The organism is Priestia sp. ST2, from assembly GCF_055810735.1.
Window position 1 is genome coordinate 20,761 of record NZ_JBVVNT010000011.1, and the last position, 26,018, is coordinate 46,778.

At 35.2% G+C, this 26,018-nt stretch carries 25 protein-coding genes, 1 tRNA gene and 1 riboswitch; of the genes, 4 read left to right on the forward strand and 22 right to left on the reverse strand.

Translation table 11 applies throughout. The features are described from left to right. Positions 1-94: 94 nt before the first annotated feature. Positions 95-919, reverse strand: coding sequence for an undecaprenyl-diphosphate phosphatase (locus AC0KUU_RS27530; protein ID WP_013055186.1), 825 nt, complete (start codon positions 917-919; stop codon positions 95-97). Positions 920-1,376: 457 nt separating this feature from the next. Between AC0KUU_RS27530 and AC0KUU_RS27535 the strand changes: the two genes are divergently transcribed. Together AC0KUU_RS27535 and thiC are read left to right on the forward strand one after the other, a co-directional pair. Then, positions 1,377-1,667 carry a hypothetical protein gene (locus tag AC0KUU_RS27535; protein WP_043978114.1) on the forward strand — a complete coding sequence of 97 codons (291 nt, stop codon included), beginning with the start codon at positions 1,377-1,379 and terminating at the stop codon, positions 1,665-1,667. A gap of 81 nt (positions 1,668-1,748) precedes the next feature. Beyond that, positions 1,749-1,863: riboswitch (TPP riboswitch) on the forward strand. A gap of 113 nt (positions 1,864-1,976) precedes the next feature. Further along, positions 1,977-3,746, forward strand: a complete 1,770-nt coding sequence (thiC, locus tag AC0KUU_RS27540; protein ID WP_043978116.1) for a phosphomethylpyrimidine synthase ThiC — start codon at positions 1,977-1,979, stop codon at positions 3,744-3,746. A 279-nt stretch (positions 3,747-4,025) separates the two neighbouring features. On the opposite strand, the gene AC0KUU_RS27545 is transcribed toward thiC, so the two are convergent. The 11 genes from AC0KUU_RS27545 to queG all read right to left on the reverse strand — a co-directional run bounded on the left by AC0KUU_RS27545 (position 4,026) and on the right by queG (position 17,167). After that, positions 4,026-4,481, reverse strand: a complete 456-nt coding sequence (locus AC0KUU_RS27545; protein ID WP_237075567.1) for a VanZ family protein — start codon at positions 4,479-4,481, stop codon at positions 4,026-4,028. Positions 4,482-4,678: 197 nt separating this feature from the next. Beyond that, positions 4,679-5,791, reverse strand: a complete 1,113-nt coding sequence (locus AC0KUU_RS27550; RefSeq protein WP_043978122.1) for a Ger(x)C family spore germination protein — start codon at positions 5,789-5,791, stop codon at positions 4,679-4,681. Next, the gene (locus AC0KUU_RS27555) at positions 5,781-6,872 is read right to left on the reverse strand and encodes a GerAB/ArcD/ProY family transporter (RefSeq protein WP_043978124.1); all 1,092 of its coding nucleotides are present in this window, start codon (positions 6,870-6,872) and stop codon (positions 5,781-5,783) included. Before AC0KUU_RS27555 ends, AC0KUU_RS27550 begins: the two co-directional genes overlap by 11 nt. Continuing rightward, positions 6,865-8,394, reverse strand: a complete 1,530-nt coding sequence (locus tag AC0KUU_RS27560) for a spore germination protein (protein ID WP_322551701.1) — start codon at positions 8,392-8,394, stop codon at positions 6,865-6,867. The genes AC0KUU_RS27555 and AC0KUU_RS27560 overlap by 8 nt, the downstream gene beginning before the upstream one ends. Positions 8,395-8,498: 104 nt before the next feature. Continuing rightward, positions 8,499-9,395, reverse strand: coding sequence for a cation diffusion facilitator family transporter (locus AC0KUU_RS27565; protein ID WP_237075566.1), 897 nt, complete (start codon positions 9,393-9,395; stop codon positions 8,499-8,501). A gap of 144 nt (positions 9,396-9,539) precedes the next feature. Further along, positions 9,540-10,571 carry a DUF3231 family protein gene (locus tag AC0KUU_RS27570; protein WP_043978128.1) on the reverse strand — a complete coding sequence of 344 codons (1,032 nt, stop codon included), beginning with the start codon at positions 10,569-10,571 and terminating at the stop codon, positions 9,540-9,542. A gap of 104 nt (positions 10,572-10,675) precedes the next feature. Continuing rightward, positions 10,676-11,854 carry a sporulation protein YhbH gene (gene yhbH / locus AC0KUU_RS27575; protein ID WP_013055180.1) on the reverse strand — a complete coding sequence of 393 codons (1,179 nt, stop codon included), beginning with the start codon at positions 11,852-11,854 and terminating at the stop codon, positions 10,676-10,678. A gap of 324 nt (positions 11,855-12,178) precedes the next feature. After that, positions 12,179-14,074 (reverse strand): PrkA family serine protein kinase, encoded by a 1,896-nt coding sequence (locus AC0KUU_RS27580; RefSeq protein WP_013055179.1) that lies wholly within the window; start codon positions 14,072-14,074, stop codon positions 12,179-12,181. A 458-nt stretch (positions 14,075-14,532) separates the two neighbouring features. Further along, positions 14,533-15,006, reverse strand: a complete 474-nt coding sequence (gene trmL / locus AC0KUU_RS27585; protein ID WP_016762878.1) for a tRNA (uridine(34)/cytosine(34)/5-carboxymethylaminomethyluridine(34)-2'-O)-methyltransferase TrmL — start codon at positions 15,004-15,006, stop codon at positions 14,533-14,535. A gap of 64 nt (positions 15,007-15,070) precedes the next feature. Further along, positions 15,071-15,958, reverse strand: coding sequence for an amidase domain-containing protein (locus tag AC0KUU_RS27590; RefSeq protein ID WP_013081558.1), 888 nt, complete (start codon positions 15,956-15,958; stop codon positions 15,071-15,073). Between the two features lie 72 nt (positions 15,959-16,030). Then, positions 16,031-17,167, reverse strand: a complete 1,137-nt coding sequence (gene queG / locus AC0KUU_RS27595) for a tRNA epoxyqueuosine(34) reductase QueG (RefSeq protein ID WP_322551700.1) — start codon at positions 17,165-17,167, stop codon at positions 16,031-16,033. 129 nt (positions 17,168-17,296) lie between these two features. On the opposite strand from queG, the gene AC0KUU_RS27600 reads away from it, so the two are divergent. Then, positions 17,297-17,962, forward strand: a complete 666-nt coding sequence (locus AC0KUU_RS27600; RefSeq protein ID WP_162215197.1) for a B3/B4 domain-containing protein — start codon at positions 17,297-17,299, stop codon at positions 17,960-17,962. 115 nt (positions 17,963-18,077) lie between these two features. On the opposite strand, the gene AC0KUU_RS27605 is transcribed toward AC0KUU_RS27600, so the two are convergent. The 9 genes from AC0KUU_RS27605 to AC0KUU_RS27645 form a co-directional block, all read right to left on the reverse strand. Beyond that, positions 18,078-18,151 (reverse strand) — tRNA-Gly (locus AC0KUU_RS27605). 461 nt (positions 18,152-18,612) lie between these two features. Beyond that, the gene (locus tag AC0KUU_RS27610) at positions 18,613-20,364 is read right to left on the reverse strand and encodes an ATP-dependent nuclease (RefSeq protein WP_322551699.1); all 1,752 of its coding nucleotides are present in this window, start codon (positions 20,362-20,364) and stop codon (positions 18,613-18,615) included. 109 nt (positions 20,365-20,473) lie between these two features. Continuing rightward, on the reverse strand, positions 20,474-21,175 hold the full coding sequence (locus AC0KUU_RS27615) for a hypothetical protein (protein WP_322551698.1): 702 nt from the start codon (positions 21,173-21,175) through the stop codon (positions 20,474-20,476). 75 nt (positions 21,176-21,250) lie between these two features. Next, complete coding sequence (locus AC0KUU_RS27620; protein WP_322551697.1) at positions 21,251-21,898, reverse strand: hypothetical protein; 648 nt, start codon at positions 21,896-21,898, stop codon at positions 21,251-21,253. Beyond that, positions 21,898-22,107, reverse strand: coding sequence for a hypothetical protein (locus AC0KUU_RS27625; RefSeq protein WP_322551696.1), 210 nt, complete (start codon positions 22,105-22,107; stop codon positions 21,898-21,900). The genes AC0KUU_RS27620 and AC0KUU_RS27625 overlap by 1 nt, the downstream gene beginning before the upstream one ends. A 5-nt stretch (positions 22,108-22,112) precedes the next feature. Beyond that, entirely contained in the window at positions 22,113-22,571 is a 459-nt protein-coding gene (locus AC0KUU_RS27630; protein ID WP_322551695.1) for a hypothetical protein, read from the reverse strand. Between the two features lie 19 nt (positions 22,572-22,590). Then, positions 22,591-22,992 carry a hypothetical protein gene (locus AC0KUU_RS27635; protein ID WP_322551694.1) on the reverse strand — a complete coding sequence of 134 codons (402 nt, stop codon included), beginning with the start codon at positions 22,990-22,992 and terminating at the stop codon, positions 22,591-22,593. After that, a complete protein-coding gene (locus tag AC0KUU_RS27640) occupies positions 22,992-23,249 on the reverse strand; it encodes a helix-turn-helix transcriptional regulator (protein WP_322551693.1) in 258 nt (85 codons plus the stop codon). Before AC0KUU_RS27640 ends, AC0KUU_RS27635 begins: the two co-directional genes overlap by 1 nt. A gap of 325 nt (positions 23,250-23,574) precedes the next feature. Continuing rightward, positions 23,575-23,928: a hypothetical protein gene (locus tag AC0KUU_RS27645; protein WP_473453918.1), complete on the reverse strand. Its 354-nt coding sequence runs from the start codon at positions 23,926-23,928 to the stop codon at positions 23,575-23,577. Positions 23,929-24,128: 200 nt separating this feature from the next. On the opposite strand from AC0KUU_RS27645, the gene AC0KUU_RS27650 reads away from it, so the two are divergent. Continuing rightward, positions 24,129-24,311 carry a hypothetical protein gene (locus AC0KUU_RS27650; RefSeq protein ID WP_322551691.1) on the forward strand — a complete coding sequence of 61 codons (183 nt, stop codon included), beginning with the start codon at positions 24,129-24,131 and terminating at the stop codon, positions 24,309-24,311. 453 nt (positions 24,312-24,764) lie between these two features. On the opposite strand, the gene AC0KUU_RS27655 is transcribed toward AC0KUU_RS27650, so the two are convergent. Further along, positions 24,765-25,037, reverse strand: a complete 273-nt coding sequence (locus AC0KUU_RS27655) for a hypothetical protein (protein ID WP_473453920.1) — start codon at positions 25,035-25,037, stop codon at positions 24,765-24,767. Positions 25,038-26,018: the final 981 nt, after the last annotated feature.

Sequence of the window (26,018 nt, forward strand, 5' to 3'; positions counted from 1 at the left end):
ATACAAAAAAGCTATTGCAATGTTGCAATAGCTTTTTCTTGCTCTTTGAGTCTCTATTAGAAGTTTAAGGGACTAAAGAACACGCATGTTTATTTTATAAAAATACAAAATATAGAATAGCTGCTAACACAATTCGATATAGTGCAAATGGTACTAATTTGATACGATTAATTAATTTCAGGAAAAAGCGAATAGACACCAGCGCAAAAATAAAGGCGCTGATAAAACCAGCAATAAAAAACGGTAGTGCATCTGATGTGAAATACTGCCAGTTTTTAACCAATGAAAGTCCACTTGCTCCTGCCATGATTGGCACTGCCATAATAAATGTAAAATCTGCCGCTGCCTTATGGCTCATTCCAAGAAGAACCCCTCCTGAAATCGTTGAGCCTGAACGAGAAAAACCTGGCCAAAGAGCAATACATTGAAACAGTCCTATACCCAGTGCTTGTCCATAAGACATTTGGTCCACCGTCTCTACACGCGGACGTTTAGGTCCAAACAAATCTGCTAGAATCATTAATACAGCTCCGACTACTAAGCCAATTAGCACCGTATTTAAAGAAAACAAATGTTCATCAATGTAATCATCAAACAAAAGTCCTAACACTCCTGCGGGTAACAGACCAACAATTACTTGCATTAAATTCAAGCGATTTGTCGGTCCAATTGGAGCGGCTGGCTTTTTTCCCAATCCTAATAAATTAATGAAACGATCTTTAAAAATAACTACTACTGCTAAGATCGACCCTAGCTGAATAACAATTTTAAATGTATTAGCTACGGGAGATGAAAATAATTCTTTTGAATTTAACCACAGGTCATCCACAATAATCATATGCCCAGTTGACGAAACAGGAGCAAACTCTGTTAAACCTTCTACAATCCCTAAAATGATTGCTACAATAATTTCCCACATAAAGCTATATACCTTGCCTTTCTTTCAAATTAATAAGCTTATCGCTTCGTTTTCCATGCTCAACTATTTTCCTATTTTGACACTTGCTTTTTTATCATAATTGTTAAAACTATGAAATACAATGTGTATTTGCAAAAAGATAAGAATCTTTAATAATTTGTAATAAAAACCTTACATGCTATAACCAAAAAACAAGATACCAGCTTTTATTTGTTTTAAAAAGCAGTCGCTATGTTCGGTATAAATTCCGGGTCCTTAGCTAAAAATGAATCATCTAGACTATTTTTCTTTAGTGTGAAAAAATGACTAAATCATTATGTTTTTTCCATCCCCTTTACTGTCATCTATCATTTTAATCAACTAGTGCTTGCTTATACGACATATCCCCTAAGTAATTTGAAACTTTTTTCTCTCTTTTCTCGTATATAGTAGTATCTTTTTTAGGAGGCTTTTTACTATGAATGGAAATGTACGTACAATGAAATGGGTCACTGCTGGGTATGAAGCCTTGCTGGGAATTCCTTTAATTGGCGCGGGGATTGTTATGGGCTTTAGTTATACTCCTCTTTTTATTGGATTTATTCTTCATGCTATCACACTCATTTTAGCTAATAGACGAGGGTTATCTGCGTATGGAAACATACTAGGGATTGTTACTTCACTGGTTGCTTGGATTCCATTTTTAGGGTTTGTTATGCACATTATTACAGCTATTGTGATTGCAATCGATGCTGCTAGACAACGTTGATTGTCTAGCTTTTTTTATTTAAGGGTTGATTTTTTACCGAATGATGGTAAACTTAAGCCGTAAATTGAATAATTTAAATGTTATTTCTACTAGGGGTGTCTGATAGCTCAGACTGAGAGAAGAGTGCTATAAAACTCTTTAACCCTTTGAACCTGATTTGGGTTATACCAGCGGAGGGAAGTAGTCTTGAAAAGAATAGTATATGTTTATTCTTTTTTCGCCTATTCCATCGGGTTCTGTCTATCACAGAACCCGATTTTTTTATGGTTCGGTATAGCTACACTTTATGCGAAACCGGAGGAATATGTAATGTCAAAACAAAATGTATCAGTTTCTATGAAAAAGCCTTTTCCAAACAGTCACAAAGTATATGTCCAAGGATCCAGAGAAGATCTTAAAGTGCCTATGCGTGAAATCCATCAGTCTCCTACTACAGGATCTTTTGGGGAAGAAGAAAATAATCCCGTACGTGTATACGACACGAGTGGTGTTTATACAGATCCCTGTTATGAAATTAATTTACAAAAAGGATTACCGGCTCTGCGCGAAAAGTGGATTGCAGAACGAAACGATGTAGAAACATATCAAGGCCGTACGGTTCAGCCACAGGATAACGGTTATTATGATGGTGATCCAAGAGATCAGTACGAGCGCTTTATCACTAATCGTTTACCTTTGCGCGCGAAAAAAAATCAAAATGTAACGCAAATGCACTATGCGAAAAAAGGAATCATCACGCCCGAAATGGAATTTATCGCTATTCGTGAACAGATGGATCCTGAAGTCGTGCGTGAAGAAGTAGCAAGAGGACGTGCCATTATCCCTAATAATATCAATCACCCTGAGAGCGAACCGATGATTATCGGCCGCAAATTCCACGTGAAAATCAATGCTAATATCGGAAATTCAGCTATTCGTTCAGCTATTGAAGATGAAGTAGAAAAAATGACATGGGCAACGCGTTGGGGAGCCGATACAATTATGGATTTATCAACAGGAAAGGATATCCACACAACGCGCGAATGGATTATCCGCAACTCGCCTGTTCCTGTAGGGACTGTTCCTATTTACCAAGCGCTTGAAAAAGTAAAAGGTGTTGCAGAAGATCTAACGTGGGAAGCATATCGCGATACATTAATTGAACAAGCGGAGCAAGGTGTTGATTACTTTACTATTCACGCAGGTGTTCTTTTACGCTATATTCCTCTAACAGCGAAACGTACGACAGGTATTGTTTCACGCGGAGGATCCATCTTGGCGCAGTGGTGTTTAGCTCATCATGAAGAGAACTTTTTATATACTCGCTTTGAAGAAATCTGTGAAATCTGTAAAGCATACGATATTTCTATTTCGCTTGGCGATGGGCTGCGTCCTGGTTCCATTGCAGATGCTAATGATGAGGCACAGTTCGGTGAATTAGAAACGCTTGGTGAACTAACTAAAATTGCTTGGAAACACGATGTTCAAGTTATGATTGAAGGCCCTGGACATGTCCCTATGCACCTCATCAAAGAAAACGTAGATAAACAAATGGAAATATGCCAAGAAGCTCCCTTCTATACTCTTGGACCGCTTACAACCGACATCGCTCCAGGCTATGACCATATTACATCAGGTATCGGGGCTGCAATGATTGGCTGGTTTGGGACAGCTATGCTTTGCTACGTAACGCCAAAAGAACATTTAGGTCTGCCAAATAAAGAAGACGTTCGAGAAGGCGTTATCACCTATAAAATTGCTGCGCATGCCGCTGACCTAGCAAAAGGCCATCCAGGAGCACAAAAACGCGATAACGCGCTGTCTAAAGCAAGATTTGAATTTAGATGGAATGATCAATTTAACCTGTCACTAGATCCAGAGCGCGCAAAAGAATATCACGATGAAACACTTCCCGCTGAAGGTGCTAAAACAGCCCATTTCTGTTCAATGTGTGGACCTAAATTCTGTTCGATGCGTATTTCTCAAGATATTCGTAACATGGCTCAAGAAAATGAAAAAGATGTAAACGAAGTAAGAAAAGAAGGAATGAAAGAAAAAGCTAAAGAGTTTGTTAACAGTGGTTCAAATATCTATCAATAATGAAGTAGAACAGCTTAAAGAACAAATTAAGCAGCTTGAAAGAAAGTTATTATTTGTTCAGCAAAATTGTCAGCACATTATCGTTGAATCCTCACATTCTTCCGTAAGACGCTGCATTAAGTGTTTCTATCAACAAGAGGCAGTGGCTAGGACAAAAGTATTTTAGTTGAAGAAAGATCCGAACGATTCATCGTTCGGATCTTTTCATTGTGATGGTAAACGTAGACTTCATATCTGTAGCTGCTTTCTAGCTATTGATTCAGTTATGTCTCCATCTCTTTATCTTTTTTTGAAACGTGCTTTCAGCACGTTCTTGGCCCAATATAGTATTTTAATAATAACCCAGCCTATAAATGTACCTAGCGTATTCAAAAAGATATCATCAATATCAAATACTCGTTCCGTTAGCTTGTACTGTAAAATTTCAATTAGAAAACTGATTAAGAAACCCGTCGTAAACACTTGAATAAAACCGTCAAACCACTTCATAAACAAAGGAATAAACATTCCAAGCGGCGCAAACATCACGATATTCCCCAGTATATTTGTCAGAGTGAGCATTATATTCCCGCTGTCCCACATCAGACGGATCGTGCTAAATAAATCCAAGTTCATTGCTTTTCCGTAAACATGTTCGTTTTCCCGTATGAGAGTAGCATAAATGACCACTGCTGTATATGCAATAAATAGAATGAACATGACTTTTTTAACGATTGACCTGATGCTTACATTCACTTCAACATCACCTTCTTTGACTCCCAAAACCGTTTATTATTATCTATATGTACCCGTCCACTGCTTTCATTCGTAGTGAATGCATTTACATGCTTTTTTATCCTATCACATCAATAAATAAATACAATTCCCTTTTTATTATTTTGTAAACTAAAATTTTTTCACTTAAAAAAGCCATGCTTTTCGCATGACTTTTGTTAATTAATAATTCCACGATGGATAATTTCCACTTGTACTTTCGGATTAATCGAGATGTTTTTATAATCCTGTCTCCATTTAAGCCTTTCCCATATACTCGGATGATAAGCGGCTACTTCTCTTCCTATTTCAAGAAAATCGCAGTTAGCTTTTTGCAACTTTACAACTACTTTTTCTGCTTTCTTTTGTAGAACTTTTTCAATTTCTTCCTGTACATTTTTTATTAATGCAGGGGATGACATTTCGTTTTTAGTGAATTCATTAATGCTTACTTTTACATGTAGTGGTATGGTCACTTTTACCCCGTGAATCGCATCCGGCTTAACGTTCATCTTTGCTTTAGCGTCTGACACATCATACGATACTACATACTTTTGGTCATGTATGGTAATTTTGTCACTCATAATCATATATTTATCTTTTTGATTTCCTAATAAAAGAAGCACCTTGGATTCCTCAGGATTTAATGTAATGCCTGAAAATTTATCTTTATTAAACAAAGCTGTACCGATTACATCAACGGTCTTATTTTCAGTATTTAATTTCATATAAGGAAGAGCTAGCCCTTTTCCTTCATCAAACAACACGGTACAAAGTGACTGAAGAGTTTCAATTGGTACTAAAGAATTCGCTTCAGCCGTATGAACAACTCCGTCTAAATATTCTCCAATTAGCTCTTCTCCTACTTGCTGTAATTCAACGATAGTACTCGGCTTTCCTTCGACAATGACATACTTAGCCGTCAAAGGACTTTCTGGTGTACGATATAAAACGTCTGATAATTCTAGTATACCTTCTTTAGCTAATCGATCTTCAAATAAAATTATTCTCTTTTTAGCAGACATTACAATTCCAGAAACCTGCTGGTTAATTTTTGTTCGATCATCCCGAGGTGATTCTCCTGCCACATGGTAGGTTTTATTCACTAAAATCCCTTCTTTAGAAGTGTACGAGCGGATCGCAATAGTAGAAATCACCTTATTTCCTTTCTTTTTTTCATAAGCCACTGTAGACAAAAACATCGTATCTTTTAGCATTTTTTGATCCCAGCATCCTGTTAAAAAACTTAGAACTAAACATACATTGAAGATCTTGATAAGTTTATGCTTCATTTTTTACTGTTCCTTTTCTTATCCATGATAGAATTAACAAACAAATAGGAATACAGAAAATGAATACGTAAATTAAATAGTTAGTTGCCTGTGATAAAGCTGTCACAAGATTATCCGTTTTTGAAAAATAAATGGAAAGACCTGTTACGAATATCAATACAATTGGAACAAACGGACGGTGAGTTTTCTTTTTGAATATTTCCTGCATGCCTACACTTGAAATATACACGTACATAATAAGGGACGTAATAACAGAAATAATCCAAAAGGTAATAAAAACCAAGTCTATTCGTTCAATAACGGAGTTTTGCGTCGCCTTCAAAATGTACAAAACCGGTTCTGGTACGATTAAGATTTCATCCGGACTAAAAAACAAATAACAAGCAATGATGATATATACATATAAAACGGTAACGATACAATTACTAAGCATGACCATCTTTAATGTCATAGTAGATTTTGCCTTTACAAATGGAGCTAAAATCAAAATCGCTTCAAAACCTAGCATTGAAATACTTCCCTCTTTTGACGCCAGCAAGATATTTTGAATACCGCTGTGCCCAATCGGAAACAGGTACCGGACATCAGCCTCTTTATAAGCATTCGATATCAACAGCACTAAAATAATTAAAAATACGGATACAATTGTAAAGAAACGCCCTATATTGCGGACATTCTCTTTTGCAAAATACAGCGCAATCACAACTAATAAAAGGACCAAAACATACGCTGGCGTTAAGTGGTACAGCCAGCGCTTTAACACGTTTACATACAAAACAGTAATAACACTTGAAACAATGATGTAATAAAATACATATCCTATATTTAAAAAATTACCTACCCACTTGCCAAGCAGCTTGCTAGTCATCTGATATAAAGTTAGACCTGGCAAACGATGCGTTAATCCCCAGTGGAATAATGTAATTACTTGAATAATACACCCGCTAATTAACATTGAAATCCAGCCGTCCGTATGCGCCGTCTTAAATAAGTTATAAGGTAACCCTAAAACACCAATACCAATTTGCGTTTGTAAAATGATAAAGAACAGCTGACTGACTGAAATACTATTTTTATTCATTTGAATCCCAATTCCTTATCGCTTTTTGACGTTGGCGTTTTTGAGGCTTAGCGTTAGCAGGTCTTTCATTCAAATAGAGCTGATGCATCCTCATAAAAACATCCTTTAAACCAGAAATTTTAAAGGGCGCAAAAGGGATTAAGTAAGGTATCGTAATAGACTCTAAAATAACTAAATGCATAACAATAAGAACTAATACAAAGACAATACCCAAGTAGCCAAAGACTGCTGCTCCAATCATCATCGGAAAACTTAAAATTCGCAGCGTGGTGCTCATTTCGTTTGATGGCACAACAAAGGAAGAAACGGCTGTTAGAGCAATAACAATAATCATCATATTTGAAACTAAACTCGCCTCAACAATTGCTGTACCGATAACTAACCCTCCAACCACCCCAATCGTTTGAGCAATTGAAGAAGGCAGCCGAAGAGAAGCCTCTTTTAGTAACTCTAATATTAAAACCATAATAAACGCTTCTACTATCGGAGGAAATGGAACGTTCTCAAGAGAACCTTTTACTGTAAAAACTAAGTCCAAAGGAATCAATTCATAATGAAAAGAAATCGTTGCAATATAAATTGCAGGTAAGCTCATAGCTACAAAAAAGCTGAATATACGTAAAAGGCGGAAAAATGAGCCATAAAGTGCACGCGTATTATAATCTTCAGGCGATTGATAAAAAGAGAAAAAATTAACGGGAGCAATCAACGCAGAGCTATTTCCATTTGTTAGCACTGCCATTCTTCCTTCTAACAGATTGCCCATTACCCGATCCGGCCTTTCTGTGTTCAACAGCTGAGGAAATGGTGAAAGAGGCGAATCTTCTAGAGCCTCTTCAATGATACTCCCACTATCCACTCCATCCACTTCAATTTGTTGTATACGATTAATGATCGTATTACAAATCTCTACGTTAGCTATATTTTTCAAATATAAAACCGCTACTCGCGTGCGTGAAATACTTCCTACTTCGATATAACGTACAATAAGGCTTCCATCTAAAAACCTTTGTCTCATCAAGTTCAAATTTTTATCTAAGCTCTCCACAAAGCTTTCTTGAGACCCCCTGATTATTTTCTCATTCAGCGCTTGGTTCACTTCTCTTGTAGCTGTTTTTGTGGAATCAATTGCATAAACCAACGGATCATTCTCGATTAATAGAAGAGAAGCACCTCGACTCATTAAACTAATCATTTCATCCAAATCTTTTGTAGGAGTAATGGAAGCAGCCTGAATGACTTCTTTTATCTCCCCTTCTTTTTCTATTAATAACGGTTTGATAACATGATCATTTAACTTGATTGAATCCATAAGGGGCACAAAATAGACTAAAAGCGCACGCTCATGATTAAATTTCAGCCACCTTTGCCCTATATCACTCGTATAGTCTAACCTTTCTTCCAGCATTTTTAGAATTTCTTCTACATTTGTGCCAAGTTCAATTTCTGTTTTTGGCTCTTTTTCTTCAAGGGAGATAGGACTTTTTGTTCGCTTAGGCCTTCGTTTAATTAACAGTGCCACTCACCTGCCTCGATGTCTCTTGTTATTATTCATTGTTTCTAAAAAAATGAATAGTATGTAAAAAAATGCAAAAATACGCAGCGGAAAATTTTCGCTGCGTCTTTTTAATCTGGATAATAAGGATTCAAATGGATTAATACTTCCTGAATATTATCATGCTTTTTCATAAGTGTTGCTTTGATTTCTCGTCCTAAATCATGACCTTCCTTAATTGTTTTAAAGTGGTCAATTGAAATACGTACATCCACTAATATGTAATGGCCATGTTCTCTTGCTCGAACGCGATCAATCCGCTTCACATCTTCAAATTCATAAATGCTTTCTTCAAGTTCTTTTAGTAGCTCTTCATCAATATTGCCTTCCATTAAGATTTGAAAAGACTCTCCCATCATTTGTCTGGCAATGTTAAAAATTAAATAAGCAACAAAGATGCTTGCTATTTTATCTCCGTATAACAGCAGTTGAACATCCATTTTATCACCAATAATCGATAATAAAACACCAATTGCCGCTGCAATAGAAGCAACAATATCTGCTTTATGATCAAAGGCAATTGCCTCAATTGCCTTACTGTGGTGCTGCTTCGCTACGTTTAAAGAATAACGGTACAACAATACCTTTGCTATGTATGAAATAACAGCAATCCACATGGCTAAAATATTTGGAGATTCAACCGGATGGAATAAACCAACGACTCCTTCAAATACCACATAAAATGATACAAGCAATAAAATAATTCCTACGATTCCTGAGACAATCACTTCTGCTTTTCCATGTCCATATGGATGGTCATCATCTGCTGGTTTATTTGCTACTCGTATAACCAACAAGACAATAATAGAGGCAAATACGTCCGCTGCAGAGTGAATACCATCAGCAAATACAGCATCACTATTTCCAATCCATCCTACTATTACTTTTCCTAGCGTAAGGGCAATATTGCTCCATACGCTAATCCATGCTACTTTTTTCGCAATGGACTCCCTTATATTGTTGTTCATTTGCACACCTCGACTTACTTCTTGAAAAATCAGTTTTTTTATCTTATCACTGCTCATTCAAGTGGGTCTAGAGCAATCTATTTTCGCTTAGCTATATATGTTTCAGTACCGCAAAATTACTGATAACCGACAACATACTCCTTATTATTTCTCCGCCAACTTCTTACGGTCTGTTGACATTGGAGGTTCTTCCATCCAACCTTGCTCAATCATAATCCGAATTCCATCTTTTCCATACTTCCCTATACGCCCGATTAGCTGAGAAAATTCTAATGCGACATCCGAACGGAACGACATAGACAAGCCAGCACCACAGTTATCAATAGCGATCGTCACCGCTGTGGAAGTATGATACATCATCAGTTTATCTGAAAACGGTGAAATCGTTGAGTTGGTTACATACGCATCAAGCAGACGCGGACTTGGTAGGTCAGCTTCAGACAATAACTCAGTGAATTGCTTGATTTGCTTACTCGCAAGCTTGACTCCATCAAAAAAATAAGAGCGTAATTTTTGTGTGGTAGCTACTTGACTAAATGCCAGCATCAGCGTTTTACCTAATACATTTGTATTAACAATTTCTTGAATAGCCGTAACCTCCAAAGAAGTTAGAGGATGCATTTGAGAGAAAAATGGTGATATAAACGTTTTATGATCCACAAAATTTACTTTTACAGGATAAGGAATAACTGGAGGTCTCATTAGCATGCTTTTTCTTAAAATAACGTGGTTAGAATCATCTAAAAGACTGTCGCTTTCTTTTACACACCGAGACAGGTGATCATAAATATCTTGCCTTCTCACTGCGCTTAGGGCTCTGGCATATTTTTTCATACCTCCAATTGCCATTTCATTTACATAAATAGCCATAAAAATATCATCAAATAAAGCAGGAACTCCTTTGTTCACATCTTGTTCCCCAAAACCTACTGGTATTGGAATTTTTTCCGAACTGAATAATTCCGTCAATTCGTCTACATGAGTTTGTGAAATCTGATGGGCTTTTTTTAAGAGCTCCTTAATCTCGGCATCTTTTACAACAGATAGAAAATACCCAAGAACACATACATACAGCGTATCGCCTAAATATTGCGCCCATAAGTAACCTAACTCAGCTGCGTTCAACCGCTGATTTTGTTGATGTTTTTGCATTTCGCTCTTTATATTTTCGTTCATTCACTTATTCTCCTTTTGGATAAAGTCGTACTTTTACTATCTCCAAAGAAGCGCTGAATAAACCGCATAAAAAAGACCTAGATAACAAGTCTAGGCCTTTTAGGTTAAGCATATTTCTGGTCTTCTGTTTCTTTTCTAAAAAAGCTTTTCATCGCGTGAAAAACGTCTGATTTTTGTTTTAAAATAAAGTGTCTAAAACTTTCGTCTTGAATATTTTTGTACGCAGACATTAAAGTGGAATGTCGATTGTACTGATTCACTTCCCCATATCCAAACATATTTGACACTTTCATTAATTCATTTACTAACTTTACACACCTTGCGTTATCTGAAGTTAAGTTATCGCCATCTGAAAAATGAAACGGGTAAATATTATAGCGGCTCGGATCATACTTTTGGTTAATTAATTCAAGCGCTTTTCGGTAAGCAGATGAACAGATAGTTCCTCCGCTTTCTCCTTTAGAGAAAAAGTCTTCTTCTGATACTACTTTTGCCTCTGTATGATGCGCAATAAATTCAATTTCCACTGTTTCATATTTCGTACGTAAAAAGCGTGTCATCCAAAAGAAAAAGCTTCTTGCCATATACTTTTCCCATATGCCCATCGAACCGCTCGTATCCATCATAGCTAAGACGACTGCTTTCGATTCTGGCTTTATAACTTCATTCCACGTTTTGAATTTTAAATCCTCCGGATAAATAGGATGAAAAGCAGCCTTTCCTGTCATTGCGTTTCGCTTGTAAGCGCTCATCATCGTTCGTTTTTTATCGATATTCCCCATCAAACCTGTACGTCGTATATCATTAAACTCAATGTGCTCCACAACAATTTGATCAGATTCTTTTCGCTGAAGATTAGGCAGTTCTAATTGAGCAAATAAAGCCTCTTGAAGCTCCATAAGAGACACTTCTGCTTCAAAGTAGTCTTCTCCAGCCTGGTCCCCTGCTCCTTGACCTTTTCCTGCTCCTTTTTGACCATCTCCAGCAGATCCATCACGTGCTACTACATCCCCAACTTTACTGTCTCCATCACCTTGACCCACATGTTTGTTTTTATCATAATTGTACCGAATTCGATATTCATCCAATGATTTGATCGGAATTTTAACAACTTCTCTTCCATTGGACATCACGATATTTTCTTCTGTAATTAAATCCGGTAAATTATTTTTAATTGCTTCTTTAATTTTTTCTTGATGTCTTTTTTGATCATCGTGGCCTTTACGATGGAGGGACCAGTCTTCTTTTGAGACAGCAAAACTTTTATCTACTTCTTTTCCCACGCTATTCCCCTCCTTATTTAAAAAACACCTGCACATTTTTACTCGGCATGCATAAGCTATACCGAAAGTTTCTGACAAATACCTTTAGTTCAAAGGTTGGTTACTCTTATCCTATGCGCAAGAATGGTATACTTGCTAACTAATTCTTTCACTATTAACTATTCATTTTATAGTGTCTAGTGTCATGTATATGTTTATGACTTATCATATGATGGTTAAGTGCAATGCGTACTACACATTAGCCTAATTATGCAGAGTTTATTTTAAGAGATAAGAAAAACATGGCACAGATCGGAAGTGCCATGTTTTCTTGTTAGTACTGAGTTATCGATTTAACAAACTTCCTACATAGCGCAGCAGTTCATTAGCAGATACTGAATTGTATCCATGCTCATCAATCAATCGAGCCACTACTTCATTTACTTTCTTCAGCTGCTGCTCATCTGGTGTTTTAGTGGACGTTGTAATTTTCACTACGTCTTTTAAATCCGCAAACAATTTTTTCTGAATCGCTTCGCGTAAGCGCTCATGGGAATTATAATCAAATCGTTTTCCTTTACGTGCATAAGCCGAAATACGAATTAAGATTTCTTCGCGGAATGCTTTTTTTGCATTTTCTGAAATACCAATTTGTTCTTCAATTGAACGCATTAATTTATCATCTGGATTTAACTCTTCTCCTGTTAGCGGATCACGAAGCTTATTTTTGTTGCAGTATGCTTCGACATTATCTAAATAATTATCCATTAATGTTTTAGCGGACTCTTCATACGAATAAACGAAGGCTTTTTGCACTTCTTTTTTAGCAATTTCATCATATTCTTTACGCGCCAGAGAAATATAATTCAGGTAACGCTCTCGATCCTCAGCAGAAATAGATGCATGCTGTGCTAGCCCTTCTTTCAATGAACGCAGTACATCTAATGCATTGATTGATTTAATATCTTTTCGAATGATGGTAGATGAAATGCGATTAATGACATAACGAGGATCAATACCGCTCATTCCTTCATCCGTATACTCTTTTTGTAACTCTTCTACGTCTGCATCGTTATAGCCTTCTACAGATTGACCGTCGTATAGGCGCATTTTCTTTAATAAATCGATATCGCCTTTTTTAGGCTCTTTTAATCTCGTTAATGTAGTAAAGATAGACGCAATACGTAACGTATGAGGGGCAATATGAACATCTGATACGTCACTTTCACGAATCATTTTGTCATAAATTTTTTCCTCATCACTCACTTTTAAGTTATATGGAACAGGCATTACAATAATTCGTGAATGCAAAGCTTCATTTTTCTTATTGGAAATAAACGAGCGATACTCTGTTTCATTTGTATGCGCTACGATTAATTCATCTGCACTAATTAAAGCAAATCTTCCTGCTTTAAAGTTTCCTTCTTGGGTTAAAGAGAGTAAATGCCATAAAAATTTCTCATCACATTTTAACATCTCCTGGAACTCCATCATTCCCCGGTTTGCTTTATTAAGCTCTCCGTCAAAGCGGTAAGCACGCGGATCTGACTCAGATCCATACTCTGCAATTGTTGAAAAGTCAATGCTTCCTGTTAGGTCGGCAATGTCTTGAGATTTCGGATCAGAAGGACTGAACGTTCCAATTCCAGTTCGTTTGTCCTCTGAGAAGAAAATGCGTTCGATAATGACGTCTTCAATTCTCCCGCCATACTCTTCCTCTAATCGCATTGTATTTAAAGGAGATAAGTTTCCTTCGATTCGGATACCATACTCTTCAAAGAAGTCTTTACGTAAATGATGTGGAATTAAATGCAGCGGATCTTCATGCATTGGGCATCCTTTAATAGCGTAAACAGCTCCTCGATCAGTAAGCGAATAAGCTTCAAGCCCTCTTTTTAACATGGTCACTAGCGTCGATTTACCACCACTTACTGGACCCATTAAAAGTAAAATACGTTTACGAACATCTAAACGCTTTGCAGCTGGATGAAAATATTCTTCCACCAAGCGTTCTAGCGAATCTTCAAGTCCAAACATTTGTCCACTGAAAAATTTATAATGTCTTTTACCATTTACCTCTTCAATTCCTGCATCCTTTATCATGTTGTATACTCTAGAGTGTGCAGGCTGAGCAATTAAAGGCTCATCTTTAATCAGCTTTAGGTACTCTTCAAATGTCCCTTCCCACTTAAGACGATTCTCTTCTTCGCGGTATCTTTCAACTTTCTTTAATATATCCATTAAAGGACCTCCCCTACTAGTTATGGTGCTAGTGAACAAGATTAATACAATCTATGCAGCAAAATGTTTGAACATGCTTTTTAAATTGTAAAATTCAGAAATTTGTCCTTGCTAGGCATTCACAGTAAAGTATTTATTAGCTATAATAAAAGAGTAAGAAGGAACGGCTAAACTTTGTTAGAGAACTTATGTCTCTAGAAGAGTTATTTTGTCATTATTATCATCATGAGATATGGGAAGTCGGTTTTAACTGCAGTAGCTATATAATCCTTTTAATTAGATTGAGGAGGAAAATCAATGCGCTTACTTTTAGTATTAGGAGTAACAATTGCTTTTTTAGCATCCATCTTCAGAGCGGGATACAATGATAAACCGGGCGTTAAAAAATAACCACTACATATCATCGTCGACATAAATAAAAAAGCGAGGTTCAATAAAATTTGAACCTCGCTTTTTACTTAAGATAAACCAGCATAATTTTGTTGACGCAGCGCTTCATAGATTAAAATAGCTGCTGTATTAGATAAATTTAAAGAACGAACATTTTCTGTCATCGGTAAACGAAGACATCTTTCCATGTTCTCTTCAATAATGTGCTTTGGCAGACCCTTTGTTTCTCTTCCAAATACGAAGAAATGATCCTGCTCTAAGTCACTATAATCAAATGTTGTGTGTGGCTGCTGACCAAATTTTGTGATGAAGTAGAAACCTGCTTCAGGATACTTTTCGAATACTTCCTCTAATGAATCATGATACACCACATTTACAAATTCCCAATAATCCAATCCAGCTCGCTTTAACATTTTATCATCTGTTGAAAAGCCTAACGGACGAACTAAATGCAGCGTCGTATTTGTTGCTGCACATGTTCGCGCAATATTACCTGTATTTGCTGGAATCTCTGGTTGAAATAACACTACGTGTACTCCCACAAATTTTCACCTCTGCTAACAAATCTATTCATCATTATACCACTAACTTGCTAAAACGAAAGACTTACCGATCAACGATATGGAAAAAATCATACTTAATCTTTGGCGTGTAAGCCGTTGAATCTTCATAAGCCCAATATCTCATTCGACTATTATACGTGTTCGCATTCACAAGAGGCATACCGTGACCGTCTTTTGCTACAACAATCGTCGTATGATTCCATCTTCCATCTCCTTCAAAATCGTAGCAGATAACGTCTCCCGGGACAAGTTCGCTTGCTGAAGATTTCCTCACAGCCCGAAGTCCTGATTTGGAGTTACTTAAATAGCTGTGCATGGAATGAGCAACTGCCCAGCTATAGCTCCAGGCGTTCCCTCTCATCCACCATCCGTTTGCTTTTTTAGGATATCCCCGCATCGGCGCCTTTCCTGCATGCAAACACTGTGAAATATAGTTGGTGCAGTTTACCTCAAACTGCTTATAACTTTCATTAGGTTTATCCCAATGTTTTTCTGCATACTGAACAGCCGCAAGACGATCATAATAAGAGGCTCTTTCTTCGTCTTCCTCTACTTCTTCTACATCCATTTCAACCTTATCTTCAGAAAAACCCTTTACCAGCAGCTCATCTTGAATAAGCGTATCTTTATAAAAAAGAGCTAAACGATCTTCAATTTCTTCTTCTATATAGAAAAAATCGTTTTGTTTTAAAAATGCCTGAATGTGCACCTTATATAATACTCTTGTTTCTTCCTGATCCGTATGAGCAGATTGAATAGAACCTTTCATATTACATTTTAAAACATCAACTTCTCTTTTTTTTATAAGAGACCGCTTTAGCTCACACTGATGTTCAATGAAAGGCTTAAAGTCTTCATGAAGCTCACCTTTTACATAGCTGTCCGCACGCGCTTTAATTAAAGTATATAATACATTCCTTTTTGTTAGCATAATGTCACCACTTTTCTAAGCGTTTATTATACGCTATGACTCATTAGCTAACTTTATCAATAAAAATACGGTTTAGATCTCTTGAAGCATCTCTATACCTTTTGACATTTCTTTAATTACTTCTTGGTCCTTTTCTTTTTCTCTTAAGTTCATAAGTATATCTAACGCTTCTTTATCGCCAATTTTGCCTAACGCCCATGCCGCTGTTCCTCGAATGACAGGGCGAACGTCATTTTTAATTAATTCAATTAAATCTGGAACGGCGGTTTGATCTTTAAAATGGGCCAGTGCAATAATGGCATTACGCTGAATTGGCTTTTTCCCTCTCCAAGAACCTGAAACATGTCCAAATTTCTCTTTGAATTCACGATTACTCATCGTTAAGAGCGGTTTTAATTTAGGCTTCGCAAGTTCTGGGTCAGGCTCCATCTCAGGGTGAAAATGAAAGTCTTTTCCTTTATTTTCAGGACACACAGTTTGACATGTATCACAGCCATATAAACGATTGCCTAATTTACTTCGAAATTCTTCAGCTAAAAATCCTTTTGTTTGGGTTAAAAAGGCAATGCATCGCTGCGAATTCAGCTGACCACCTGTTACAAGCGCACCCGTAGGGCACGCATCAACACACTTATTACAAGTACCACAACCGTCCTCTATCGGTTTATCAGGAGGAAACGGGATATCTGTAATCATTTCTCCTAAATACACGTAGGAACCAAATTCAGGTGTAATAATGGCACAGTTCTTACCGCTCCAGCCAATACCAGCTCTTTCTGCTACAGCTCGGTCCGACAGCTCACCTGTGTCTACCATCGATTGAAGGATAGCTGCAGGTACTTTTTCTTTTATGAAGGTTTCAAGCTTTTGAAGCCTATCACGTAGAACCGTATGATAATCTTGCCCCCAAGAAGCACGGCAAAAGATTCCACGGCGATCTTCCTTTGTGCTCTTTGGTGCATCCTTTAATTTAGAAGGATACGCAAGTGCAATTGAAATAATCGATCTAGCTTTTGGAACAACTAATGTGGGATCTACTCTCTTTTCAATATCAGGTTCTTCAAAGCCTGAAGCATAACCTAACTCTTGCTGTGCTAACAATCGATTCTTTAACTCATCAAACATGGAAGCACTCGCAAATCCAATCTTATCGATTCCAATCTCTTTGCTATATGAAATAATTTCTTCCTTCAACTGATACGCATTCATAGTGAATAATGGCCTCCTTTCTAAGAAATTCTATATATTCATGCATTGAACTGTTTTCTCACTCAATGAAATGATAGGATGGTATCTATAAACGAACAAATACTAATTATAATAGAAAGGATCAAAAAAATGAACTTTACATTATCGCCCGCTATTAAACAGCTTTGCCCTTCTTTTAAAATGGGAATCATTCAGTATAAAAATATTGAAGTTGGTGATTCTCCTCAAATGCTAAAAGGACGTCTGCGCCTCTTTCAAGAATCCATTTATTTTGACCTTGAGTCAAAAAAAGTAACAGAATTCGAAGGTGTTAGCGAGTGGAGAAAGCTTTTCAAAACATTTGGAACTGATCCAAGTAAATACCGTCCTTCTATAGAAGCTTTAATTAGAAGAATAGGAAAACAAACGTATTTGCCTTCTATCAATTCTGCTGTGGACATTAACAACTTTTTTTCATTGCAATATGAAGTCCCAATTGGAATTTATGATTCCTCTAATTTAGAAGGCCCCATCGAATTTACTATCGGTAAAAAAGAAGAGTCTTATGAAGCTCTAAATGAACGTAACATTTCTTTAGAAAATAAAATCATTTCTAAAGATGCCCTAGGAGCTTTCGGAAGCCCTTATGTCGATTCTAACCGAGCGTACGTAACTGAAAAGACAACACAAGCTGTACAGTTCATTTATTTAAAGCCTTCACTTTCAGAAGAACGGGCTTATAAACTAACTAAATCCCTAAGTGACATGTTCATTCAAATTCACGGCGGCGCAGCAACCTATCAAGTCATTAACTGATGTACGTAAATATAGCGTCTATCTTGAAAAGATAGACGCTATATTTACGCTAAAAATAAAAAACGCAACATCTCAGCTTTGAAAGCGAGACACTGCGTTGTGATAACAATATGTATGGAGCGGGTGATGAGAATCGAACTCACGACATCAGCTTGGAAGGCTGAGGTTTTACCACTAAACTACACCCGCAAATATTATCAAAATTTGTCGACCGATAAGTAAAAATAAAAACAGGAATCATCCTGTCAAGTAAAGCTAAAGTACCGATGGTCGGGGTCGAACCGACACTCCCGAAGGAACACGATTTTGAGTAAGTTACTAAACCGTCATAATAGTAGACAACTTGTGAACCACCGTGATATTAACTGATATTCAACAGTAAGTAGTTATTTATCAATGAATCACTTCATACGACCTTCGAACAATATTTATTATATTACCATTCGACATAGATTGCAACCCTTTTTTAAAATTAATGTTACATTGTTAATTTTCTCTTAATATAACGCTGCTTCTATGGAGGTCTACAAGCGAGTTATCTTTTTACTGATGGATAGTTGTTAATCTAATTTCGTTACAGAACGATATAGAAAAGCAATGAGGTGCTAGAAATTGTTCTAACACCTTTAAATAAACCTTATCTTGTTTGATTATCCAATAGGTTGTACCACTGTCGCTTTGACCTTAACTTCACTTCCGTTTATAAACTCTTCTAGCTGATCTTTGAAAAAAGTCAGTTTTTCAGGGTGTTTCTGTAAGACCAATGCTGTTATCTCTAGCCCATGTTGAACTTTATTAAAACGGACACCATATTCATCAAAAAGTTGTTCTAAGACTTCACTACCAACAACGTTTTTCAATGGATTATCTTTTGCTTTTGGGAAAAGTCTTGTGCTTTCAGTTTGTGCTAAGAGTTCTCCTATTAACTTTTCTACGTCAGCATGAGAAGTAACTTCTGAACCTACATTATTATTTATCACTTCAGCTAACTCTTCATAAGATTCAATAAGGTAATTTTCAAATTCTCTTCTCTCTAGAATAATTATACTCTCTCCATACTTTTCTTTTATCTCTACAATCTTTTCCTCAGTTTTTTCGTCCATATCTATTATAATCTTGTAGGGGATAGGGCTATCTGATACTCCACCTAGAATCAACTGTAACTTTTCATGGTTCCTTGTCATTACAGATTTCTTTGTAAATTCATTTCCTGTACCGCCCATCTTCAAAACTCTATAGTTATAACCTATTTGTTTCATTCCAAAATGACTTAAAATTTGTGGAATAACTGCTTCTTCTGTTTCTCCTTCTACAAATAGAACTTTATCTGATAAAGCAAAGTCACTATTGCTTACTCCTATATTGTTAAGTACTTCTTGTATATTCTCTAATTCCGTAAATCTACTAATCCCATCCTCCTTATCAACAAGGAAAATATTTTTCTCAAATGAATAATTTATAAGAATTGGTGAATGAGTCGTTAACAAATATTGATGGTGATTATTTTCACCTATAATATCGTAAATCGCTTTTTCTGCTGAAGGGTGCAAAAAGACATGTGGTTCATCAAATAACACTATACTGTTTCTTTGAGTAAAAAGTACGCATAAGAGTAAAAGTACATGCGTAAAACCACTTCCACAATTGTATAAAGGTATCGATTCTTCATTACCTTCAAATTTCAAACTAATATATGTTGAACCATGCCCATCTATTGGAGTTCCTATAGAAGTTACATCATCGAAAATCAATTTAAAAACACTCGTAATTTGATCAAACATTGTTTCATCGTTGAGATGTAACGTGTATAAGAATTTATTCAAATTATTTCCATCGACAGTTAATTTATCACTTAGTTGTGCTTGTTGTTCATTAGGAACATGTCTATTCCCACTAATAAATACTACAGATCGATTTAACAATGAAAAAATAGTTTTTACTGCCTGAGGTACGTGACCAAAATTAACAGTGTTTCCATTCAAATTATTATAGTAGTATGCGGTATTAGGATTCATATCGTTTTCGTAAATTACTTCGTAATGGTCATCAATGAACCCTGATACTTTATCTATACATGAAACGTTGCTTGAACTGTTATAGGAAATAGTTACCTTCAACCTATTTACTTCAAACAGCCAATACCTTGAGTCCATTACGCTATTGATAAATCTCAGTTCCTCTTCATTCACAAGTACTTCTAGTTCTAATATTATCTTAGCGTCTTCTCTGTTACTAAAGTTCTCAATCAATTGGCTATTAGCAATCTTGTATAACCCTTCAATTAAAGCTGTTTTTCCTGTATTATTTTTACCAGCAAAAACATTAACTTTATTATGTAAGTTAAGATTACCGGATTCGTTAATACTTTTGTAGCCTTTTAAATTTATACTTAAGATTTTCATTTATACACATTCTTTCTAAATATTAGTAACTATATTATACATAGTTTTTAGAATATTTCTCCACAAAAAAAGCCCCCAAACAGAAGGAATTAACCAACTGTTCAGGGTATCAGTTTACATATGGAATTTTACCAATCAATGCTTCATTCACTGTATCTTCCGCAATAGATAACTTATCAATACTTATTGGTACATCTTTAGTTAATATTGCAAGAGAATCAACCAGGGTTCCTTTATAAACAAAATTATGCTTTTCAAATGTTTCTTTTAATAAACGTTCTGTATCTATAGCTTTTTTGTAGTCATATCCTAGAGACTGTACTTCTTTTAAATATCCTTGTCGCTGCTTTGTCATTTCAAGAGATTTAGTTTTAATTTCTTCAGCTAATGCTTTAGTATAGTTTTCTTGTAATTGATCTATTTCTGAAATGATATTCATTACACTGTCTTTCTTATGTTCTTTGATACCAATAAGCTGTTCATTAACTTTATTAAAGGCTTTTTCAAATGGTTTAACTTCCTCACGTTGTTTATTAACTTTTTCTTCTTCAATCAACCCTTGTTGCTGCTTTTCAACAAGTCTTCGTAATTTTTGATAAGACTGTTCATACTTCCATAGTGCTGAAGTGTGTGTTGCTTTCAATTCTTCTATTTTCTTATCATAAGCATTTGTAACCTGGTTTAATTCCAGCTTTAGCAGTTCAACTCTTTTAATATTTTTATTTATCTTTTTAATTTTACACTTTCCAGTATTCCTTTCTTTCTTGAATAACGAACAGACTGTATTTTTTAGCTTCTTTAATATCTCCATTAACATAACCTCCTATAGTAAAATAAAAACGCTGATACCAATGAAGATACCAGCGAATGAAATTTTGTTATTTGTTTATTTGATTGCTTCTAATACGCTAGAACTAACCAATCCTCTGTTAAATGCTGAAGTAACTTCTTCTCGAGTCACCTCGATTCCAGGAGTTCTATCATAAGCATTTTCAAAGAATCCTTGTGCTGTCTTTATCCCATCAATGTTGTTATAATCCAATAAACCTAAATCAACCTTTAAATCACCTATTTTACGATTAAACTTGTAAGTAGTAGCCATTTCTTTTTGTGCTTCGTGCATGAACTTTAGATAATCAACTTTTGCTTGAAGAATACGTTTGCGATTAACTGCAATATTACGTTTATCTTCTTTGTAATATTCCTCTTTAATTTCTTGTATTTGATGATATAACTTATACAACTCTTCTTTCTCTAAATCTTTCATATCATTAATTTTACCTTCAGCCACTACAAGGAGTCTCTTTTTATTATCTAGTTTATCCTTTGCGTCCTGATAGGTTTCAAGAACAATTTCATCAAGGACATACATGGTATAAATCTCACGTGTTTTTTTCTCTTCTTCCTGAATTTCTTCCTTTAATACTTCAGCTTCTTCTAGTGCTTTTTGTGAAGCAACTTCAAACTTTTCTTTTAATTTTTCTACTTTCTTAAATAATTCTTCCATTTGCTTTACTGCCGATTTTTTTGCCATTATTCAGCACCTCCATTTACTTTAATAAACAAATCTGCAACAACTTTTGATAACAGTTCTACTTTCTGATCGGTGTTCATATCTTCAACATTTATTGATTCGTTACCACTGGTTAAATCAATTTTTGTAACATTCTCTTCCTTCCTTTTAGAAGTCGCTGCTTCTCTGATTTGTTGATATCCTTCTGAAATATTCATATATGCATTCATTTCATTCAACTCCTTAATTCTTTAAGTAATCTAGCACGCATCTCTTCACGTGATTCCTGTGAATCTTGAGGTTTAATTTCTTTGTTCAATCCTAACTTTTCAATCTGCAAGCGTGCTTCAGCTTCAAAGACATAACTAAACGTATCTGAAAAAATCTTTAGTTCGCTTACTGACACATTGGGCTTATCTGCAAATCCCATAATTTTTTTCTTCATTTTCCGAACGGCTTCAAGTTCATCTGCTGGAAGAATTACATCTGACATTTCATTTATATATTTGTTGTAATTATCATTATTAAGCCACTGATACCAACTTTTTGTTGAAAGATTATGTTTTGTGCAAAAGCCGGAAACTGTAAAACCTTCTTGTAGCCTACTCGTAACATAATCTTGTGCAATAGTTACCTGTCTTGGGTTAATACCCACAGGAACTTCAATATCATGAATTGTTTTTTCTTCACCCATCTTCTTCACCTTTCCTTTATTAAATTGAAATAGCTTCCGTTTTATAATGTTTAGTTTTTGGTTGCCATTGGTTAATGACTGCCTGTGTGTAAGAGGTATATAAATCTGTATCTAACATTTTTTGAATGAGTTTCTTACACGCCTTTTCGTTAACTGGTTTCTTATTTAATTTCCTTTCCAGTTCTTCCATATCGACAAGTAATCTTGATTTATATTTCTTTGCACGTTTTTCGTAAGATGAATAATGCATTTTGTAGCCTTCGCTTGTATATTTCACTTTAAACAAAAATGCTGTATTTTTAAGACCGTGAATGGTTTCTGCAATCATCACATTGATAATCACTCTATTTTCTTTTAGACTTCCATTTTCAATCACTGTTTTGATGTAATTTAAATTTTGTTTTATATTATTTACATTCATTAAAGACCATCCTTTCTAGTTACATGTTTTAATTTCCGGATTTTAATCACTTCATAAATTAGAAATAAATCTGATTCACTCCATCCTTTCAAATAAAGAATCTCTTTTAATCGCCTAACTAAGGCAGGTGTAATAGTTCGTTCACCGGCTTCAATTCTTGAAATTAAACTTCTATCTACCCTTAACTTCTTAGCTAATTCGTTTTGTGTTAAATCTGTTAGCAATCGAATAAATTTAACTGACTCACTGGTTAACACTTCGCCTCTTCACCTCTTTTACTGCCCATTAATAAATTGCTGTCACACAATGTGACTTTTACTCAAAATAAAAATTACTCCCTCTCTGTATCAACAGTTGAGATTTCTACTCCTTTCTACATATATGGACTTAATAAATAGCAAAAGTAAGACAAATGGTAAGAATTTAAGCTAGATTAGTATTGAGAGATTTTTTATTTACAACCTCCATTCTGAGAAACTCAAACTATTACTCCTTACACCCCCTAAACAACGTATAGTGAAAAAACAGACGAAAAAAGCATAAAAAAAAGAACACGGTTTTCCGTGTCCTCTCCCATTAATATTAGCGTACTGTTTTATATTGTGTTCCTAACTCTTTTGTACGTTTGCTATCGCTATAATATGTAGTAATTAATTGACGATAAACCCCTGTACTATCTTTACATTCACGACTTTGTACTTTTGTATAAACAGCTTTTTGTTTAGGTACTTTTGGAATCGACTCTCTTAATCCACCCATAACAAACGCAGTTAAAGCACTTTTCGTAATTGCGTAACCAATTCCGCCCACTGCACCAGTAGCAATTGCATTAACAACTTTTACTTCATAGTTGCTATATGTAACGTTGTCATAATACTTTGTTGCGACAACCTTACAACTATTGTTATAGTCGCCCGGCAATTGCTGGGTTGTCATAGTTGATGCATTAGCACTAAATGGTGATGCGAATACTGCACATGCTGTAAGACAAATGGCAGATTTCAGGATAAATTTCTTCATTTTGCTTCAACCTTCTTTCATTTATTCTAAATTTTCTATATAATTACAATACAGCATTAATTGTAAGAAATCTAGTACTTTTTGGAATTATTCCCAATATTATGAGGTGATTGGAAATGAACAAAGGATTAAAGTTTTTATTAGTTGTAATAGGTTGTATTATATTCGGTGCATTAATTGGATATATAAGAGATTCCTATTCTGTATCTACAGCTTTATTTGCAATCGTTATTTTTGCAGTCATTTACAAGATTGTAGAAGTGCTTATTAAAAGAAAGAATAATAGTTCAAGTGTTTAAAGCATGAAGGATAAAGCCTTTGTGCTTTTTCTTTTCAATAAAAAAGAAGCTAGTTAAATCCTAACTTCTAATAAAACCTGTATGTTTAATCGAATACTGCTTCTAAAATTACAATCATTAAAAATTGTTATGTGTATTATAGAAGTACTTAGTTCGTGGCATACTGCCCCCTGCCACCCCTTTACCCCCTTTAGTCAATTTCTTCTTAATAAAAGATGAATATTAATACTCAAAAAGATTTGTGTTAATTTCATTAATAACACAACTTCAGAAACACGAAACTTTTTTAGCTTTACTTGTGAATAATTGAACAAAATCACGTGTTGTTAGATCAACATCCTTCTTATCTTAAAGATATGATAATCATCGAATAACTTCGTGTTCCGTAATGGAATAAGAAATACTGTAATGAACAAAATAAAAAAACAACTGTGTTAAACAGTCGTCTTACTCTTACTCTTCATCTTTACTTCTACTCTCTATTTTCTCTAAGAACTTAGCTATAAGTAACAATATCCCAACGAATAATAGTCCTGCGATGATAAGCATAATAGCCCCATTACCTTCATCGAATATCGCCTCACCTATTTCACCTAAAAAAACTAAGAATCTAAGAGGGATGGTCAATAAGTAAATCCAGATCGGTGCAGTAATGAAAAGTAAAAATAATACAAACCATACCCCACAGCCCCAACCGTCACCTTTTAAATAATAGTATCTCCCCATTCATTTACCACCTTTTTACTAATATCCAAATTATACTACTAACTCATTAGAAATAGTCGAAGGTTTTAATATTTATGACCAATGCTTGTATTTCATTTTGTGTATATGAGTGATAACTGTATACACGTATTGCTTCCGATAAGATAGATTATGTAAACTAACAATCAAGATAAAGTACTGATATATCAACGTTTATAGTCTTTCAGCGTAAGAAATGTTTCTTGCATTTATACGTTATTTCATTCACACCAAGAATATGTAGATATATCAAGCATTCCAGCCGTTCTCTTCTCTTAGCAAATTATCTCGAAACAAAGTTGCACTAACGCAAAATGTATAAAATGAGAACTTCAAAAACACTGATCTCCCGCTTATTAAAGCATGAAAATAACTGGCTTTTCATTTTCTTTTCCACCCATCAGGTTCAATTCATGGAATTTTTAGCCTAAGTGACTACTTAAAACTAACTCTATTTGTTCACATTTTCGTCACATTTATCAACATAATGAATACAGTTATCCACAATACTGAGTTCCTTTATATAATTCCTGTAACAGATAACCCGTATAAAGTTCAAAACCGCCTTGTCGGGTAAACCACCCTCCAAGCATTTATTAAATAGAATAGTTATTTGCTTTAACTCTGACATATTAGCCTTTGTCAGCATTCCTATCGAATCAATGTTCTTGTATAGGCTGGTGTGGTTTTCACCAGCTACGTTAGTAAAGCCTTACGATTAATTAACATATCTCCAAACATCTCCTTTTTATATATTCTCTTTTAAGGGCACCCTCTCTCAGCCCTTGATACAACAGGGTTCTTGAATAGTTTCTGCACTTTTGCTGTGCAAACCTTTTAGCTAGGTGTATGTGTAGTAGGTTATTAAAATGTATTTAAATAAGTTTGTAAAAAAGATGTCTGCTTTTACCTTATTTATTGTTGATGGGTTGTAAGAATAAAAAACAATCCTGAATAAAAAAG

Excerpts from the sequence above, each read along its gene's own strand:
- AC0KUU_RS27615 (WP_322551698.1), bottom strand. The coding sequence starts at position 21,175 with ATGGAGATATTAAAGAAGCTAAAAAATACAGTCTGTTCGTTATTCAAG.
- AC0KUU_RS27555 (WP_043978124.1), bottom strand. The coding sequence starts at position 6,872 with ATGAATAAAAATAGTATTTCAGTCAGTCAGCTGTTCTTTATCATTTTA.
- AC0KUU_RS27550 (WP_043978122.1), bottom strand. The coding sequence starts at position 5,791 with ATGAAGCATAAACTTATCAAGATCTTCAATGTATGTTTAGTTCTAAGT.
- AC0KUU_RS27630 (WP_322551695.1), bottom strand. The coding sequence starts at position 22,571 with ATGGGTGAAGAAAAAACAATTCATGATATTGAAGTTCCTGTGGGTATT.
- AC0KUU_RS27645 (WP_473453918.1), bottom strand. The coding sequence starts at position 23,928 with ATGACAACCCAGCAATTGCCGGGCGACTATAACAATAGTTGTAAGGTT.
- AC0KUU_RS27580 (WP_013055179.1), bottom strand. The coding sequence starts at position 14,074 with ATGGATATATTAAAGAAAGTTGAAAGATACCGCGAAGAAGAGAATCGT.
- AC0KUU_RS27655 (WP_473453920.1), bottom strand. The coding sequence starts at position 25,037 with ATGGGGAGATACTATTATTTAAAAGGTGACGGTTGGGGCTGTGGGGTA.
- AC0KUU_RS27590 (WP_013081558.1), bottom strand. The coding sequence starts at position 15,958 with ATGCTAACAAAAAGGAATGTATTATATACTTTAATTAAAGCGCGTGCG.
- AC0KUU_RS27570 (WP_043978128.1), bottom strand. The coding sequence starts at position 10,571 with ATGAACGAAAATATAAAGAGCGAAATGCAAAAACATCAACAAAATCAG.
- AC0KUU_RS27530 (WP_013055186.1), bottom strand. The coding sequence starts at position 919 with ATGTGGGAAATTATTGTAGCAATCATTTTAGGGATTGTAGAAGGTTTA.
- AC0KUU_RS27650 (WP_322551691.1), top strand. The coding sequence starts at position 24,129 with ATGAACAAAGGATTAAAGTTTTTATTAGTTGTAATAGGTTGTATTATA.
- AC0KUU_RS27565 (WP_237075566.1), bottom strand. The coding sequence starts at position 9,395 with ATGAACAACAATATAAGGGAGTCCATTGCGAAAAAAGTAGCATGGATT.
- AC0KUU_RS27625 (WP_322551696.1), bottom strand. The coding sequence starts at position 22,107 with ATGAATGCATATATGAATATTTCAGAAGGATATCAACAAATCAGAGAA.
- AC0KUU_RS27635 (WP_322551694.1), bottom strand. The coding sequence starts at position 22,992 with ATGAATGTAAATAATATAAAACAAAATTTAAATTACATCAAAACAGTG.
- AC0KUU_RS27610 (WP_322551699.1), bottom strand. The coding sequence starts at position 20,364 with ATGAAAATCTTAAGTATAAATTTAAAAGGCTACAAAAGTATTAACGAA.
- AC0KUU_RS27600 (WP_162215197.1), top strand. The coding sequence starts at position 17,297 with ATGAACTTTACATTATCGCCCGCTATTAAACAGCTTTGCCCTTCTTTT.
- AC0KUU_RS27535 (WP_043978114.1), top strand. The coding sequence starts at position 1,377 with ATGAATGGAAATGTACGTACAATGAAATGGGTCACTGCTGGGTATGAA.
- AC0KUU_RS27620 (WP_322551697.1), bottom strand. The coding sequence starts at position 21,898 with ATGGCAAAAAAATCGGCAGTAAAGCAAATGGAAGAATTATTTAAGAAA.
- thiC (WP_043978116.1), top strand. The coding sequence starts at position 1,977 with ATGTCAAAACAAAATGTATCAGTTTCTATGAAAAAGCCTTTTCCAAAC.
- queG (WP_322551700.1), bottom strand. The coding sequence starts at position 17,167 with ATGAATGCGTATCAGTTGAAGGAAGAAATTATTTCATATAGCAAAGAG.